Raw genomic sequence first — 14,657 nt, 5'->3', positions numbered from 1 at the left:
AGGTGGTGCCGTAACCTGAGCAGGTGGCCGGTCAAGCGGCCCCGTGACGTGAAAGGCACATCCTGATGGACATCCGAATCGGCATCGCCAACTCGCCCCGTGAGCTCAACTTCGAGTCGAGCCAGACTCCCGCCGAGATCGAGTCGGTCATCTCCGAGGCGCTCTCCGGCAACGGCACCCATGTCTCGCTGAAGGACGACAAGGGCAAGCTGTACCTGGTTCCCGTCGCCGCGCTCACCTACGTCGAGATCGGCAGCGAAGAGTCGCGCCGCGTCGGCTTCGTCGCCTGATCCCGAAGCCGGGCCCGCGCTCATGGAACTTCTCTTCATCACCGTCGGCGGAGTCATCCTCGGCCTGATCGCCCACTACGCGCTGCCGAACCGCGAGCGGCACGGCGTTGTGCTGGTGCCGGCGATCGGCGCCGCCACCGCAGCCATCGTCTGGGTGGCCCTCACCTGGCTGGGCCTGGAATGGGACGGCGGGTGGATCTGGGTGATCAGCCTCGTCGTGACGACTCTCACCGTCGTGGCCGTCGACATCCTGATCGGCCGTTCGCGCAAGACGCACGACGAAGAGCGGCTGAAGTCGCTGCTGTCGGGGCGCGCCGCGGTGAACTGAGCCGAGCCGGCGCCGGTCTCCGCCAGGAAGCGGGTCTCGCCCGGCCGGCGTGGCCTCGGGCCTAGGCCGTGAGGCCGAGCCGGTCCATCCGGCGGGTGTGCGAGGCGATCATCTCGGTGAACACCGGTTCGATGCGCTGCTCGTCCGACTCCGGGTTGCCGGTGAGATGGATGGCGGAGCGCGCCACGAGGAGCGTGTCGCCCACCACCCGGCGGCCCCACATGGCGAGCCTCGGGCCGAGCACCGGGTCGAGGGCGATCGCGTCGGCCAGCAGGTCGGCGATGGCCCGGCGCCCGGTCTCGGCGTCGAGGATGGCCACGCACCGGGGCGCGATGTCGCCCGGCAGGCCCGCGGCCAGCAGTCTGAAGAAGTCGTCCAGGATGCCGGCGGTGAGGTACACGCTCGCCAGCTGCTCGAACCAGTCGCCGCCGTGCACGAGGGTGCGGTACCGGTCGATGCCCGCGGTGAAGGGCTCGATCACCTCCGACGGCACGTCCACCCGGCGCCGGATCTCGGCCACGAGCCGCTCGTGCTTGTCGAGCGCCTGGCTCGCGGCCGGGGCCAGCACCTGCTTGGCTGCGACCGTGGGAGCCGCGGCGATCGCATCCGACACCTCTTCGAACACCGCCAGCTGCACGTACGCGGCCTGACCGAGGTAGGGCAGCACTTCGGGCGTGAGCTCGGCGAGATTGACCTTCGGGTAGCTCGCCTGATCGTCCCGGGGTTTCAGCCGCGGGATGTCGATGCGCACCTTCGGGCGGCGGAGAAAACCGAACACGACGCCAATCCTAACGGGGCCGCCGCGCCCCCTCTGACTCGCCGCCGGCCGGCCTCCCGCCCGGCCGACACGCCGGTCGACTAAACTCGACCCGGGCCCTGACGAAAATCGGGGCAATCCGCCGCCGCCCGGCGCCATCGCCGGTCATCGCTCGCACGAGCCGAGCACCGTTCCTCACTACGGCGGCACCGCTTCCACGACAGGTATCCACACGTGACTTCGAACATCGAAACGTTCTCCGATCTCAAGATCGACCAGGACATGGTCGACGCCCTCGCGGCGAAGGGCATCCTCGCCCCCTTCCCCATCCAGGAGCAGACCATCCCCCTCGCCCTCGACGGGCAGGACATCATCGGCCAGGCCAAGACCGGCACCGGCAAGACCTTCGGCTTCGGCCTCCCCCTCATCCAGCGTCTCGGTCTCGACCCCGAGCCCGGCGTGAAGGCCCTCGTGGTCGTGCCCACGCGCGAGCTGTGCGTGCAGGTCACCGAAGACCTCGAGATCGCCGCGGGCAACCGCCCCACCAAGATCGTGTCGATCTACGGCGGCAAGGCCTACGAGGGCCAGATCGAGCAGATCAAGGCCGGCGCGCAGATCGTGGTGGGCACCCCGGGGCGCCTGCTCGACCTCGCCGGGCAGCGCCTGCTGAACCTCGGCGCCGTGCAGGAGATGGTGCTCGACGAGGCCGACAAGATGCTCGACCTCGGCTTCCTCGCCGACATCGAGAAGCTCTTCGCCCAGACCCCGGCGAACCGCCACACCATGCTGTTCTCGGCCACCATGCCCGGCCCGATCGTGGCGCTCGCGCGCCGATTCATGAACCGGCCCATCCACATCCGCGCCACCGACCCCGACGAGGGGCTCACGCAGGCCAACATCAAGCACCTCGTGTACCGCGCTCACAACATGGACAAGGACGAGGTGATCGCGCGCATCCTGCAGGCCGAGGGCCGTGGCAAGACCGTCGTGTTCACCCGCACCAAGCGCGCCGCCGCCAAGCTCGTCGAAGAGCTGAACGACCGCGGTTTCAACGCCGCCGCCGTGCACGGCGACCTCAACCAGGAGCAGCGCGAGCGGGCGATGGCCGCGTTCAAGGCCGGCAAGAAAGACATCCTGATCGCCACGGATGTCGCGGCCCGCGGCATCGACGTCGACGACGTCACGCACGTGATCAACCACACCATCCCGGAGGACGACAAGACGTACCTGCACCGCGCCGGCCGCACCGGCCGCGCGGGCAAGACCGGCATCGCCGTGACGTTCGTGGACTGGGACGACCTGCACAAGTGGGCCCTGATCAACCGAGCATTGGAGTTCGGGCAGCCGGAGCCGACCGAGACGTACTCGTCGTCGCCGCACCTGTTCAGCGACCTGAACATCCCCGAGGGCACCCGAGGTCGCCTGAAGAGCGCCGGGCCGAAGATCGAGGCGCCCCGGGTGGATCGCAGCGGTGAGCGCGGGGCTTCGCGCTCGGGCGGGCGCGGCGAGAGCCGTGGCGGCGAGCGTTCGGGGCGCGGCCCTGCGCGATCGGCGTCGGGCCCGGCAGGTTCGGCCCAGGGAGGTTCGGGCCAGGGCGGCTCGGAGCAGGGCGCTTCGGGCCAGGCGCCGACGCGTCGGTCGGCCTCGAGCGAGGCGCCGGCGGGCGACTCGGGTTCGCGCTCCGGGTCGGGCTCCGGCTCGGGCACCGGCTCGGGCTCGCGTTCGCGCGGCCGCTCGCGCTCGGGAGGCTACGACTCCCCCGCCCGCGACACCGACACCTCCCGCCGACTGGCGCCGGGTTCGCTCGCGCCGGCGGCATCCGGATCGGCCCCGGCGGGCTCGGCTCCCGCGGCCGCGGCCTCGTCCGAGCCCGCTCAGGTCTCGCACGCCTCGCACGCCTCGGCCACCGAGTCGACCTCGGCCGGTTCGGGCAGCGAGCACCACGACGGCAACAGCGCCCCGCGCCGCCGCAGCCGCTCGCGCCGCCGCAGCCCCCGCCCCGCCGGCGAGTAACCGCCGCCCTAGCCCACCAGCCCCAAGGCACCCCCGCGACTCGTCCCGAACCAGCCCCTCACCCGGCGTGTCGCCCCGATGCGGGACGAGTCGCGGGGGTGCGACGGGCATCCGGTGGTCTGGGTCGGCGGGCAATGACCGGGTGAGGGGGCCTACGCGTAGACGGGCGACGTGCCCGTGGCCCGCGCGATCAGCGCGTCGAGCACCTCGGGCGCCGTGGTGTTCTCGCCCAGCCGGTTCGGTTTGCCCGAACCGTGGTAGTCGCTCGAGCCGGTGAGCGCGAGCCCGTAGCGCGCCGCGAGTCGCAGCAGGCGCTCCCGGCCCTCCGGGGTGTTCTCGCGGTGGTCGATCTCGAGGCCGAAGAGACCGGCGTCGACGAGGTCGCCCATCCGGTCGTCCAACGCCACGTCGGCTCGGCTGAGCGTGGCCGGATGCGCGATCACCGGCACTCCCCCGGCCGCCACCACGAGCTGCACCGCACGCAGGGGATCGGGCGCGTAATGCGGCTGGTAGTACCCGGCCCGCCAGTGCAGGATGCCTGCGAACGCCTCGCTCCGCGTTCCGGCCAGCCCCCGCGCCACGAGCGCGTCGGCGATGTGCGGGCGGCCGACCGTGGCGCCCGGCGTGGTCTGCGCGAGCACGTCGTCCCAGCCCACGTCGTAGTCCTCGCCGATGCGGGCCACCATCTGCTCGGCCCGGTGCAGGCGGGCTTCCCGGATGCGCGCCGTCTCCGCCACGACGCCCGCATCGAGCGGGTCGAACAGGTAGGCGAGCATGTGCACGCTCGACCACTCCACCCTGGTGCTCAGTTCCATGCCCGGGATGAGGGTGACACCGTTCTCCACGGCCGCCACCGAAGCCTCGGCCCACCCCGCGGTGGAGTCGTGGTCGGTGAGGGCCACCGTGCCGAGCCCCGCGGCCGCAGCGGCGCGCACGAGGATGGCGGGCGACTCCGTGCCGTCGGAGACCCGGCTGTGGGTGTGCAGGTCGATCGGCGCGCGGAAGAGCCGATCAGAAGACATCCCACAATGCTAACCACTCGTGAATCCCTCCACAGACATGCCGGACACCGGGACGGCCCGCCCCCGCGGGTGGAGAATGGAGGCATGGCAGACACCACCGCACCCACCACGGCCGACTCCTCGGTCACCGAGGCCCCCACGCCGCGTGCCACCAGCAACCGGTCGACGACTCCGTCCTCCGACGCCTTCCGCGACTACATCGGCAGCAACTGGGCCGAACGAGACGAGGTGCTGCCGCCCGCCCGCGAGCAGGCACCGTTCGCGGCCGAGCGCCGCCGTCACCTCTCCGAGGCCTACCCGGGCAAGCGGCTCGTGGTCGCGTCCGGTGCCGCCAAGCAGCGCTCCAACGACACCGACTACCCCTACCGCGCGCACTCCACGTTCTCCTACCTCACCGGCTGGGGCTCCGACGCCGAGCCGGGGTCCTTCCTCGTCTTCGAGCCCGTCGACGGCGGCGCCGGGCACGAGGTCACCCTCTACTTCCGCGAGCGCGCGGGCCGCGACTCCGACGAGTTCTACGCCAACTCCGAGATCGGCGAGTTCTGGATCGGTCCGCGCCCCTCGCTCGCCCAGGTGGCGAGCGACCTGGGTGTGGCCACCCGGGGCATCGCCGGGTTCGAGTCGGTCGTCTTCGACGGCGACACGCTGTCGGTGCGCGAGTCGGCACCCGAGCTCCCGGCCGGGGCGGGCGAGGAGGCTGACGCCGACTTCATGCGCTTCCTCTCCGAGATGCGACTCGTCAAAGACGAGTACGAGATCGAGCAGATGCGGCTCGCCGTGGCCGCCACCGCGCGCGGCTTCGACGACGTGATCGCCGATTTCCCGCGCAGCTCACAGCACGAACGCGGCGAGCGACTGGTCGAGGGCGTCTTCAACACCCGCGCCCGGCTCGACGGCAACACCGTGGGCTATGACACCATCGCCGCCTCGGGTCCGCATGCCTGCATCCTGCACTGGACCAGGAACGACGGGCCCGTGGTGCCCGGCGACCTCATCCTGCTCGACGCCGGGGTCGAGCTCGACAGCTACTACACGGCCGACATCACGCGCACCATCCCGGTCGACGGGCGTTATACCGAGGTGCAGCGGCGGGTCTACGAGGCGGTGCGCGAGGCGGCGGATGCGGCCTTCGCCATCGTGCGGCCCGGCATCCGGTTCCGTGAGATCCACCAGACGGCGATGGCGGTCATCGCGAAGCGCACCGCGGAATGGGGTCTCCTGCCGGTGACGGCCGAAGAGGCCCTCGAGGCCGACAACCAGCACCACCGCCGCTACATGGTCCACGGCACGAGCCACCATCTCGGCATCGACGTGCACGACTGCGCGAAGGCCCGCCGGGAGATGTACCTCGACGGCGTGCTCGAACCCGGCATGGTGTTCACCATCGAGCCGGGGCTCTACTTCCAGCCCGACGACCTGTCGGTGCCCGCCGAGTACCGCGGCATCGGTGTGCGCATCGAGGACGACATCCTGGTCACGGCCGACGGCGCCGAGAACCTCTCCGTCGGCATCCCCCGCACGGCCGACGAGGTCGAGGCCTGGTTCGCCCGGCAGAACCCCGTCGCCGAGTAGCCGGGCCAGGCCACGTGCTCAGGGCTGGGGCGGCGTGCCGGTGGGCGCGTCGCCCTGACCGGCCGGCGAAACGTCGCGACCCTCGAGCACGTTGCGCGCGCGGTTCGCGAGCTCAGGACTGGTCAGCACCGAATACGACGTCGCCACCACCTGCATCACCGAGGTGAAGTCCCGGCGGCGGCGGTTCAGGCTGTACACGGCGATGTTGAAGAACATGCCGAACCCCGCGCCGATCAGCGCGGCGGCGCCGATGAACAGCACGGTCGACGCGGTGGGTGAGAGCAGGGTGAGCAGCAGCCCGAAGAACAGTCCGATCCAGAGGCCGGAGAGGGCTCCCGCCCCGGCCGCGCGGCCGTAGCTGAGGGTTCCCGTCACCCGTTCGACGCTCGTGAGGTCGTTGCCGATGATCGACACCTCCTTCACCGGGAACTCGGCGTGCCCGAGCCGGTCGACGGCCTTCTGAGCGTCGTCGTAGCTCTCGAAGGTGGCCACGGTCTCTCCGCGGGGAATCGAGGGGAAGCGGGGCATCCCGCGGCGGGAGACAGGCGTTCGGTCGGTCACGCCGCCATTCTCCCACGCGCTCCTCCGCGCCCGCCGTGCGCCCCGGGGGCGCACGCATCCGAGGGGTCTAAGTTAGTAGTCGTGAGTGCCACCAGAGTCTTCGTCGCCCGATTGGCGGGGTGCACCGTCTTCGACCCCGCCGGCGACCGGCTCGGCAAGGTGCGCGACGTCCTCGTGGTGTACCGCAAGAGCGACCCGCCCCGCGTCGTGGGCCTGATCGTCGAGATCCCCGGCCGTCGCCACGTGTTCGTGTCGATCGGCCGCGTCACGAGTATCTCGAGCGGCCAGATCATCACCACGGGCCTGATCAACGTACGCCGGTTCGAGCAGCGCGGCGGTGAGGTGCGCGTGATCGCCGAGATGCTCGGCCGCACCGTGGTCTTCACCGACGGCTCGGGTCAGGCCACCATCGAAGACGTCTCCATCCAGGAGCACGGGCCGGGTGAGTGGGCGATCGCGCAGCTGTTCGTGCGCCGCCCGAAGTCGAGCCCCTCCCCCTTCGCCAAGGGCGCCACGGTGTTCGCCGCGTGGCGAGACGTGCGCGAGAAGACCGCGCTCGGCCAGGCCCAGTCGGCCGAGCAGCTCATCGCCACCTACAGCGAGCTCAAGCCCGCCGACCTCGCGAGCACCCTGCTCGACCTGCCGCAGGCGCGCATGCTCGAGGTCGCCGAGGAGCTGCCGGACGACCGGCTCGCCGACGTGCTCGAGGAGATGCCCGAGAGCGAGCAGGTCGAGATCCTCGCCCAGCTCGACGACGACCGGGCCGCCGACGTGCTCGACCAGATGCAGCCCGACGACGCGGCCGACCTCATCGCGCAGCTCTCCGAGGAGCGCGGCGAGCACCTCCTCGAGCTCATGCAGCCCGAAGAGGCCGACGACGTGCGCATGCTCCTCGCGTACGCCCCCGACACCGCGGGTGGCCTGATGACCACCGAGCCCATCATCGTGAGCGCCGACGCCACGGTGGCCGAGGGTCTCGCCCTGATCCGCCGGCACGAGCTCGCGCCGGCACTCGGCGCGGCCATCTGCGTCACCCTGCCTCCGTACGAGCCTCCCACCGGGCGATTCCTCGGCGTCGTGCACTTCCAGCGCATGCTGCGCTACCCGCCGCACGAGCGCCTCGGCACGATCCTCGACCAGGGGCTCGAGCCGGTCACGGCCGACACGAGCGCCGCCGTGGTCTCCCGCATCCTGGCCAGCTACAACCTGGTCTCGGTGCCGGTCGTCGACGACAACCACCGCCTGGTCGGGGTGGTGACCATTGACGATGTCCTCGACTACCTCTTGCCCGACGACTGGCGAAGTAACGACAGCGATGACGACACCCCTCGGGTGACGGATCGCACGTTCTCGCGAGCGCAGGCCGGACCGCCGCGCTCGACCACCCGCGGAAGGAGGAACAGTCATGGCCGGTCGTAACACCAAGCCCACGAACCCCCTCGACGCGCCCAAGGGCCGTCGAAGCAGTGTGATCCCCCGTCGGCCCGTGGCCTCCCGCGACCGCTTCGGGCGGGCCACCGAGGCCATCGCCCGCGCCATGGGCACGCCCTTCTTCCTCATCGGGCTGACCCTGTTCTGCGTGGTCTGGATGCTCTTCAACACCCTGGGGCCCGAGAGCCTCCGCTTCGACTCCGCCGCCATCGGCTTCACGGCGCTCACCCTCATCCTGTCGCTGCAGGCGTCGTACGCGGCCCCGCTCATCCTGCTCGCGCAGAACCGTCAGGACGACCGCGACCGGGTGCAGTTCGAGCAGGACCGGCAGCGCTCCGAGCGCAACCTCGCCGACACCGAGTACCTCGCCCGCGAGGTGGTGGCGCTGCGACTCGCCATGCAGGACATGGCGAGCAAGGAGTTCATCCGCGCCGAGCTCCGGTCGTTGCTCGATGAGCTCGACAAACCGGAGCGCGACGACCGGGACCGGGAACGGGAGCGCGGCCGCGACCGTGCCGGCGACCGGACGCACGACCGCCGCACGACCACGGCGACCGCGACCGGCTCCACCCCGGTCATCCGCCCGTGACCGTCGATACCGGGCCCGAGAGCGTCGCGACGGGCGCTCTCGAAACCTCGGTGCGGCGCGCCCTCGACCGGGTGATCGACCCTGAGATCCGCAAGCCCATCACCGAGCTGGGCATGGTGGGCGACATCCTCACCGGGCCGGGCGGCGCCGTCGAGGTGTCGCTCAAGCTCACCATCGTGGGCTGCCCGGCGGCCACTACCATCGAGCGTGACGTCCGCGAGGCCACCTCGAATGTTCCCGGTGTCGCCGCCGTCGACGTGGCCGTGTCGGTGATGACCCCCGCCGAGCGGAGCGCGCTCACCGAACGCCTGCGGGGCCCGGGCCGCCGCGCAATGCCCTTCGGCCCGGGATCCCTCACCCGCGTCTACGCCGTCACCAGCGGCAAGGGCGGCGTGGGCAAATCGACGCTCACCGCCAATCTCGCCGTGGCCCTGGCCGCGCGGGGGCTCGCCGTGGGTCTCGTCGACGCCGACGTGTACGGGTTCTCGATCCCCGGCATCCTGGGCCTGGTCGATGCGAACGGCGTGGCGGCGCGGCCCACCCGGGTCGACGACATGATCCTGCCGCCGGTGGCGCACGGCGTGAAGGTCATCTCCATCGGCATGTTCATCGATCCGGAGCAGGCCTCGGCCACGGGCGGCGCGGTCGCCTGGCGCGGACCCATGCTGCATCGCACGATCACCCAGTTCCTCACCGACGTGTACTTCGGCGACCTCGACGTGCTGCTGCTCGACCTCCCGCCCGGCACCGGCGACGTGGCCATCTCGATCGGCCAGCTGCTGCCCAACGCCGAGGTGATCGTGCTCACCACCCCGCAGGCGGCGGCCGCCGACGTGGCCGAGCGCTCGGGCCTCGTCGCCATGCAGACCGGCCAGCACGTCTACGGCGTGATCGAGAACATGGCCGGCTACGTCGCCCCCGACGGCACGCTCGTCGACATCTTCGGCTCGGGCGGCGGGGCCGAGGTGGCCCGGCGGCTCTCGGCGCGCCAGAGCGCTGCCGTCTCCGGCACGTCGGCTCCGGATGAGCGCGACTCCGCGCCCGGCGAGGTTCCCCTGCTGGCCTCGGTTCCCCTCAGCGTGGCACTCCGCACCGGCGGCGACTCCGGTGCACCGGTGGTGCTGGCCCAGCCCGACGACCCGGCCGCCGTCGCCATCGCGGCGGTCGCCGACCGCATCGCCCGGCGGGGCCGCGGGCTGGCCGGCCGCAAGCTCGGGCTCGCACCGGCATGAACCTCGGGCGGGCTGCAGGCATCGGGGCGGCGGCCCTGTTGGCGCTGCTCGTGGTCTCCGGATGCACGGGCCGGCCGACGGCCGCCCCGTCGGCGACTCCCGTGGCCACCCCGGCGCCCGGCGCCACCCCCGCCGGCGACCTCCAGCTCACCAGAGTGGTCGACGGACTCGGGCTGGCCGTCGTGCAGAACCGCCCCGACTACGGCGACCGCCGTCTGCAGCTGTCGATCACGAACGAGGGCACGGAGACCATCACGGTCGCGTCGGCCGTGTTCTCGTCGGCCCAGTTCGCCGCTGAGGCCAGATCGTCGACGGGAACCGACGTGCCGCCCGGCCTCACCCGCTTCCTGCCGGTCGACCTGCCCGATGCCGTCTGCCCTGTTCCGTCGGCCGAACCCCGGCTCTCGGTCACGCTCACGGCCGCTGACGGCTCTGAGCGCGAAGTCGCCGGGCAGCCGGCCGACCCCTTCGGCGTGCTCCCCCGCATCGCCCTCGAGGACTGCCTCGAGGTCTCGGTGGCGTCGGTGGCCGCCATCCGCCTCGCCGACGACCTCTCGGTCACGGGCACCGGGCCTGACGCCGTGGCCCACGTGAGCCTCGTCGTCGAACCCCGCGCGGCAGCGACCGGCGGCGACCTCTCGCTCGACCTCGCCGAGGTGCGCTCGACCATCCTGCTGCAGCCCGCCGAGGGCGACGTCTGGCCCGTCGGGAGGACGGTGCAGCCGGGCGACGAACCCTTCACCGTCGACCTCGCCGCGGTACCGGCCCGCTGCGACCCGCACGCCGTCGCGGAGGACAAGCGGGGTACGTTCTTCCCGCTCACCCTCGAGCTCTCCGACCCCGCCGAACCCGATTCCACGACGCAGTCCGCACCGGCCACCCTCGACGTCCCTTCGAGCGAGTCGCTCAAACGCGCCCTCTACGCCTACCTCGCCGCCACCTGCGGCTTCACCCTCCCGTAGCCACGCGGGGTGAGGTCAGGTGGCTTCGGTGTCGAAGGCTGCGGCGGGCCTGATGACGGATGCGCCGCCCGGCGCGGTCCCGGGCCCACCGGCGTCGGCGGCCTCCCGCGCGGCCGGTTCTGCGCCGGCGGCGTCCGCCAGGGGCTCGGTGACGGCCACCGGGCCGCCGGCCGACTTCGCCTTGTGCTGCAGGTAGGCGGGTTCCGGCCGCGTGCGGGCCGCAGGTCGCACGGTGGCCGCAGCCGCCGCGGTGCCGGCGGCATCCGGCGACCCGTCGTCGAGCAGGGCCTCGCGGATGATGCGACGGGGGTCGTACTGGCGCGGGTCGAGCTTCTTCCAGTCGACGTCGTCGAAGTCGGGGCCCATCTCGTCGCGCATGCGGTCTTTGGCTCCGTTGGCCATGTCGCGTGCGGTGCGCACGAGCTGGGCGAGCTTGGCCGCGTACCCCGGCAGTCGCTCGGGGCCGAGCAGGAACACGGCGATGATGCCGATCAGCAGCAGCTTCTCGAACGTCAACCCGAACATTCCCGAATCATACCGCCGCGGGTTCCGCGTTGGCTGTGCCGGCGGCCTCCTCACCCGGTCGCCGCGTGGCACCCCGGCCCGCGCCCGCCCGTTGCCTAAGCTGTGAGCGGAGGCCATCAGTGACAAAAGAAGCCAGTTGGAAGCTCGCCGACGACATCGTCGTGGAGAGCCCGCAGATCGTCGCCGCGCGCACGCACGCGGCCGAGGTGGGCGTGGAGTCGATCGCCCCCGCGATCGGCAGCCAGCTGGCGGTCATCGCCGCGGCGACCCGGGCGCGCTCGATCGTCGAGATCGGTACCGGCCTCGGCGTCTCGGCACTCTGGATGCTGAAGGGCGCCCCCGAGGCCACCATCACCTCCATCGACACCGAGCTCGAACATCAGCAGGTCGCGCGCGCCGCCCTGCTGGACGCGAAGGTGCCGGCCAACCGCATCCGCCTGATCACGGGCACCGCGAAAGACGTTCTGCCGCGACTGAACGAGAGCTCGTACGACCTCGTGCTGGTCGACGCCGACCCCTCCTCGGTGATCGAGTACGTCGAACACGGACTGCGCCTCGTGCGCCAGGGCGGCACCGTGCTGGTGCCCCACGCCCTCTGGAAGGACAAGGTGGCCGACCCGGCCCAGCGCGGCGAGACGGTGGGCGACTTCCGCTCGCTCATCTCCGAGCTGTCGGGCTCGGAGGCCGTGCTGGTGGCACTCTCGCCCGCCGGCGACGGGCTGCTGCAGGTCACCAAGATCGTCGAGTAGCCCACGCGCCCGCGGGCGAAAAGCAGACGACCCCGGCGCCGGCTCCGAAGAGCCGTGCGCCGAGGTCGTCAGAAGCGAGAGCCTGCCGGCTAGGCGGGCTTGACCACCCCTGCCAGCGCATCGTGCAGCTCCTTCGCCTCCGCGTCGTTGACGGAGACGACGAGGCGACCCCCGCCTTCCAGCGGCACTCGCACGATGATGAGGCGTCCCTCTTTCACTGCCTCCATAGGCCCGTCTCCGGTCCTCGGTTTCATGGCGGCCATTCGGCTCCCCTTTCGTGGTGTCTGCTCCTATTATCCCCGATGAAGGACACGCGTCGAAATCGTGCCCCCGGATCGAGGGTCACGGCGGCGTCCAGTCACGCCCGTCGACCCCCCAGGCGATCGCCATCCAGCCCACCTGTCCGGCGACCGCGACGATCACCAGCAGCACGCGGTAGACCATCGACTTCGGCACCGCCAGAGCACCGAGCGCCGGGAACATCGGCATCAGCAGGCGGAAGATGCTCGACTGCGGGAAGAACACGGCCAGCAGGTACAGCGCGTAGCTCGCCAGCCACAGGCGCAGATCGACCCCGAGGCGCTTCACCGGCCCGAGGAACAGGAACGCGGCGAAGCCGAGGATCAGGAGCACTACGGCGATCGGACCCCACGGAGCCCCCAGCCACCACACGCCGCTCTCGAACCAGGCCGTGAACGGCACGAGTTCGCCGTAGCCGATGTACGAGGCCCGCCAGGCGAGCTCGGTGTCGGTGTAGGCCGAGGGTGACCCGGTGGCGATCCAGGCGATCACCACCCAGGCCAGGCCCATCAGCCCGCTGAACACGGCGAGCGCCGAAGCGATGATGCGCTGCCGCACGGGGAACGGGTCGCGACCGCGGATGATGAAGCGATGCACCACGTGCAGCACGAGGAACAACGAGAACGCGAGCCCCGATGGCCTGGTGAGCGCCATCACGGCCACGACGGGGAACACCCAGGCGTAGCGGCGCGTCACCACCAGGTACAGCGCGGTCACCAGCAGCAGCAGGCTCATGGACTCGGCGTACGCGAACTGCAGCAGCGGCGAGAGGGGCGCCACGCAGAACAGCACCACGCTGAATAGCGCCGATCCGGAGTCTTTCAGCACATGGTTCATCAGCCGGTAGAACACCAGGGTCGTGGCGGCGGCGCAGAGCACCGAGATCGTCACGGCCACGAGCTCCCAGGTGGCGCCGGTGGCGAAGCGCAGGGCCGACACGAGCAACGGATACGCGGGCATGAACGCCCAGGCGCTCTCGCCGATGTGGCCGTCTGCGGTCTGCGGCAGCACCGAGGGGTAGCCGTAGAAGGAGATGATCTTGTACCAGTTGCCGTCCCAGATGGCGGCGTAGCTCAGGTAGGGCGGGTTGGCGCCCGTCCACGGGTTCGTGCCCTGAGCGCGCGCGAACAGCAGCACGATGATCGTCGTGACGATGCGCGACAGCACGAAGACGCCGAGAACCCTCGCCCACCACGGGGCGCGTCGCACGAGCATCCGTTCAGCTGCCGTCGGTGAGCCAGGCGCGGAGCCCCGCCTCGCACGCCTCGATCTGCGACACGCGCACGCGCTCGTCGTCGGCGTGCGCCTTCAGCGGGTCGCCGGGGCCGTAGTTCACGGCGGGCACCCCCATGGCCGAGAACCGCGCCACGTCGGTCCAGCCGTACTTGGGCTTGGCCTCGCCGCCCACCGCCGCGAGGAAACGCTGGGCGAGCGGGGCGTCGAGGCCCGGCCGCGCGCCCACGGCGAGGTCGACGATCCTCACGTCATAGTCGCCGAAGAGCTCCCGGATGTGCGCGACCGCCTCGTCGCCGGAGCGGCTCGGGGCGAACCGGTAGTTCACGTGCACCATCACCTCGTCGGGGATGACGTTGCCGGCCACCCCGCCAGAGATGCCCACGGCGTTCAGGCCCTCGCGGTACACGAGGCCGTCGACCTCCACCTGGGGCGCCTCGTAGCCGTCGAGGATCGCGAGGATGTCGGCGGCCTTGTGGATGGCGTTGTCGCCCACCCAGCTGCGCGCCGAGTGCGCCCGCAGCCCGTACGCGCGGATCTCGGCCCGCAGGTTGCCGTTGCAGCCGCCTTCGATCTGCGAGTTGCTCGGCTCGCCGAGGATGGCGAAGTCGCCGGCGAACAGGTCGGGCCGGTTCGCGGCGAGGCGGGTGAGGCCGTTGAGCTCGTTGGAGACCTCTTCGTGGTCGTACCACATCCAGGTGATGTCGACCACCGGGTCGGTGAGCTCGGCGGCGAGCTTGAGCTGCACGGCGACTCCGGCCTTCATGTCGACGGTGCCACGGCCCCAGAGGTACTCCTCGCCGTCGATGGTCTCGTACCGGGTGGGCAGGTTGGCGTTCAGCGGCACCGTGTCGATGTGGCCGGCGATCACCACGCGCTGCGCGCGACCGAGGTGCGTGCGGGCGACGACGGTGTCGCCGTCGCGAATGATCTCGAGGTGCGACGCGCCGGCCAGTGAGGCCACGATCGCGTCGGCGAGCAGCGTCTCATCGCCCGAGACCGACTCCACGTCGCAGATCTGCTGGGTGAGTACGGTCGATGATTCCGAGAGGTCGAGAACCGGATGCGCGGGGTCGAAGCGAGGCATTGTCCA

General features: G+C 71.2%; 16 protein-coding genes. 9 read left to right on the top strand and 7 right to left on the bottom strand.

The window, feature by feature from the left end; genetic code table 11:
* Nucleotides 1–65 precede the first annotated feature (65 nt).
* Both ACEXOR_RS12960 and ACEXOR_RS12955 read left to right on the top strand, forming a co-directional pair.
* A complete protein-coding gene (locus tag ACEXOR_RS12960) occupies nt 66–290 on the top strand; it encodes a DUF3107 domain-containing protein (protein WP_374850081.1) in 225 nt (74 codons plus the stop codon).
* Between the two features lie 22 nt (nt 291–312).
* Nucleotides 313–618: a hypothetical protein gene (locus ACEXOR_RS12955; protein ID WP_374850080.1), complete on the top strand. Its 306-nt coding sequence runs from the start codon at nt 313–315 to the stop codon at nt 616–618.
* 61 nt (nt 619–679) lie between these two features.
* Here ACEXOR_RS12955 and ACEXOR_RS12950 read toward each other — a convergent pair whose 3' ends face one another.
* Nucleotides 680–1,396, bottom strand: a complete 717-nt coding sequence (locus tag ACEXOR_RS12950) for a ferritin-like fold-containing protein (protein WP_374850079.1) — start codon at nt 1,394–1,396, stop codon at nt 680–682.
* 261 nt (nt 1,397–1,657) lie between these two features.
* On the opposite strand from ACEXOR_RS12950, the gene ACEXOR_RS12945 reads away from it, so the two are divergent.
* On the top strand, nt 1,658–3,388 hold the full coding sequence (locus tag ACEXOR_RS12945; protein WP_374850194.1) for a DEAD/DEAH box helicase: 1,731 nt from the start codon (nt 1,658–1,660) through the stop codon (nt 3,386–3,388).
* A 152-nt stretch (nt 3,389–3,540) separates the two neighbouring features.
* On the opposite strand, the gene ACEXOR_RS12940 is transcribed toward ACEXOR_RS12945, so the two are convergent.
* Nucleotides 3,541–4,410: a PHP domain-containing protein gene (locus tag ACEXOR_RS12940; RefSeq protein ID WP_374850078.1), complete on the bottom strand. Its 870-nt coding sequence runs from the start codon at nt 4,408–4,410 to the stop codon at nt 3,541–3,543.
* A gap of 84 nt (nt 4,411–4,494) precedes the next feature.
* Between ACEXOR_RS12940 and ACEXOR_RS12935 the strand changes: the two genes are divergently transcribed.
* Nucleotides 4,495–5,982 (top strand): aminopeptidase P family protein, encoded by a 1,488-nt coding sequence (locus ACEXOR_RS12935; RefSeq protein WP_374850077.1) that lies wholly within the window; start codon nt 4,495–4,497, stop codon nt 5,980–5,982.
* A gap of 18 nt (nt 5,983–6,000) precedes the next feature.
* On the opposite strand, the gene ACEXOR_RS12930 is transcribed toward ACEXOR_RS12935, so the two are convergent.
* Nucleotides 6,001–6,543 (bottom strand): YflT domain-containing protein, encoded by a 543-nt coding sequence (locus tag ACEXOR_RS12930; protein ID WP_374850076.1) that lies wholly within the window; start codon nt 6,541–6,543, stop codon nt 6,001–6,003.
* 81 nt (nt 6,544–6,624) lie between these two features.
* On the opposite strand from ACEXOR_RS12930, the gene ACEXOR_RS12925 reads away from it, so the two are divergent.
* From ACEXOR_RS12925 to ACEXOR_RS12910, 4 genes are read left to right on the top strand one after another with little or no spacing between them, the layout of a single operon-like run.
* On the top strand, nt 6,625–7,962 hold the full coding sequence (locus ACEXOR_RS12925; RefSeq protein WP_374850075.1) for a magnesium transporter MgtE N-terminal domain-containing protein: 1,338 nt from the start codon (nt 6,625–6,627) through the stop codon (nt 7,960–7,962).
* Nucleotides 7,949–8,563 carry a DUF1003 domain-containing protein gene (locus ACEXOR_RS12920; protein WP_374850073.1) on the top strand — a complete coding sequence of 205 codons (615 nt, stop codon included), beginning with the start codon at nt 7,949–7,951 and terminating at the stop codon, nt 8,561–8,563. Before ACEXOR_RS12925 ends, ACEXOR_RS12920 begins: the two co-directional genes overlap by 14 nt.
* Entirely contained in the window at nt 8,560–9,795 is a 1,236-nt protein-coding gene (locus ACEXOR_RS12915) for a P-loop NTPase (protein ID WP_374850072.1), read from the top strand. The genes ACEXOR_RS12920 and ACEXOR_RS12915 overlap by 4 nt, the downstream gene beginning before the upstream one ends.
* Nucleotides 9,792–10,757, top strand: a complete 966-nt coding sequence (locus ACEXOR_RS12910; protein WP_374850071.1) for a hypothetical protein — start codon at nt 9,792–9,794, stop codon at nt 10,755–10,757. The genes ACEXOR_RS12915 and ACEXOR_RS12910 overlap by 4 nt, the downstream gene beginning before the upstream one ends.
* A gap of 15 nt (nt 10,758–10,772) precedes the next feature.
* On the opposite strand, the gene ACEXOR_RS12905 is transcribed toward ACEXOR_RS12910, so the two are convergent.
* Complete coding sequence (locus ACEXOR_RS12905; protein ID WP_374850070.1) at nt 10,773–11,282, bottom strand: twin-arginine translocase TatA/TatE family subunit; 510 nt, start codon at nt 11,280–11,282, stop codon at nt 10,773–10,775.
* A gap of 119 nt (nt 11,283–11,401) precedes the next feature.
* Between ACEXOR_RS12905 and ACEXOR_RS12900 the strand changes: the two genes are divergently transcribed.
* A complete protein-coding gene (locus ACEXOR_RS12900) occupies nt 11,402–12,031 on the top strand; it encodes an O-methyltransferase (protein WP_374850069.1) in 630 nt (209 codons plus the stop codon).
* Between the two features lie 89 nt (nt 12,032–12,120).
* On the opposite strand, the gene ACEXOR_RS12895 is transcribed toward ACEXOR_RS12900, so the two are convergent.
* The 3 genes from ACEXOR_RS12895 to dapE form a co-directional block, all read right to left on the bottom strand.
* On the bottom strand, nt 12,121–12,294 hold the full coding sequence (locus ACEXOR_RS12895) for a DUF3117 domain-containing protein (protein WP_194681669.1): 174 nt from the start codon (nt 12,292–12,294) through the stop codon (nt 12,121–12,123).
* Nucleotides 12,295–12,373: 79 nt separating this feature from the next.
* Nucleotides 12,374–13,546: a mannosyltransferase family protein gene (locus ACEXOR_RS12890; RefSeq protein WP_374850068.1), complete on the bottom strand. Its 1,173-nt coding sequence runs from the start codon at nt 13,544–13,546 to the stop codon at nt 12,374–12,376.
* A gap of 4 nt (nt 13,547–13,550) precedes the next feature.
* Entirely contained in the window at nt 13,551–14,651 is a 1,101-nt protein-coding gene (gene dapE / locus ACEXOR_RS12885; RefSeq protein ID WP_374850067.1) for a succinyl-diaminopimelate desuccinylase, read from the bottom strand.
* Between the last annotated feature and the right edge of the window lie 6 nt (nt 14,652–14,657).

The organism is Herbiconiux liangxiaofengii, from assembly GCF_041927335.1.
GTDB lineage: Bacteria > Actinomycetota > Actinomycetes > Actinomycetales > Microbacteriaceae > Herbiconiux > Herbiconiux liangxiaofengii.
The sequence above is the reverse complement of the archived record's forward strand: the minus strand, read 5'-3'. Positions and strand labels throughout refer to the sequence as shown.

Bases quoted from the DNA above. Each gene is read 5' to 3' on its own strand.
- ACEXOR_RS12960 (WP_374850081.1), top strand. From the start codon at position 66: ATGGACATCCGAATCGGCATCGCCAACTCGCCCCGTGAGCTCAACTTC.
- ACEXOR_RS12955 (WP_374850080.1), top strand. From the start codon at position 313: ATGGAACTTCTCTTCATCACCGTCGGCGGAGTCATCCTCGGCCTGATC.
- ACEXOR_RS12945 (WP_374850194.1), top strand. From the start codon at position 1,658: ATGGTCGACGCCCTCGCGGCGAAGGGCATCCTCGCCCCCTTCCCCATC.
- ACEXOR_RS12940 (WP_374850078.1), bottom strand. From the start codon at position 4,410: ATGTCTTCTGATCGGCTCTTCCGCGCGCCGATCGACCTGCACACCCAC.
- ACEXOR_RS12935 (WP_374850077.1), top strand. From the start codon at position 4,495: ATGGCAGACACCACCGCACCCACCACGGCCGACTCCTCGGTCACCGAG.
- ACEXOR_RS12920 (WP_374850073.1), top strand. From the start codon at position 7,949: ATGGCCGGTCGTAACACCAAGCCCACGAACCCCCTCGACGCGCCCAAG.
- ACEXOR_RS12910 (WP_374850071.1), top strand. From the start codon at position 9,792: ATGAACCTCGGGCGGGCTGCAGGCATCGGGGCGGCGGCCCTGTTGGCG.
- ACEXOR_RS12905 (WP_374850070.1), bottom strand. From the start codon at position 11,282: ATGTTCGGGTTGACGTTCGAGAAGCTGCTGCTGATCGGCATCATCGCC.
- ACEXOR_RS12895 (WP_194681669.1), bottom strand. From the start codon at position 12,294: ATGGCCGCCATGAAACCGAGGACCGGAGACGGGCCTATGGAGGCAGTG.
- ACEXOR_RS12890 (WP_374850068.1), bottom strand. From the start codon at position 13,546: ATGCTCGTGCGACGCGCCCCGTGGTGGGCGAGGGTTCTCGGCGTCTTC.
- dapE (WP_374850067.1), bottom strand. From the start codon at position 14,651: ATGCCTCGCTTCGACCCCGCGCATCCGGTTCTCGACCTCTCGGAATCA.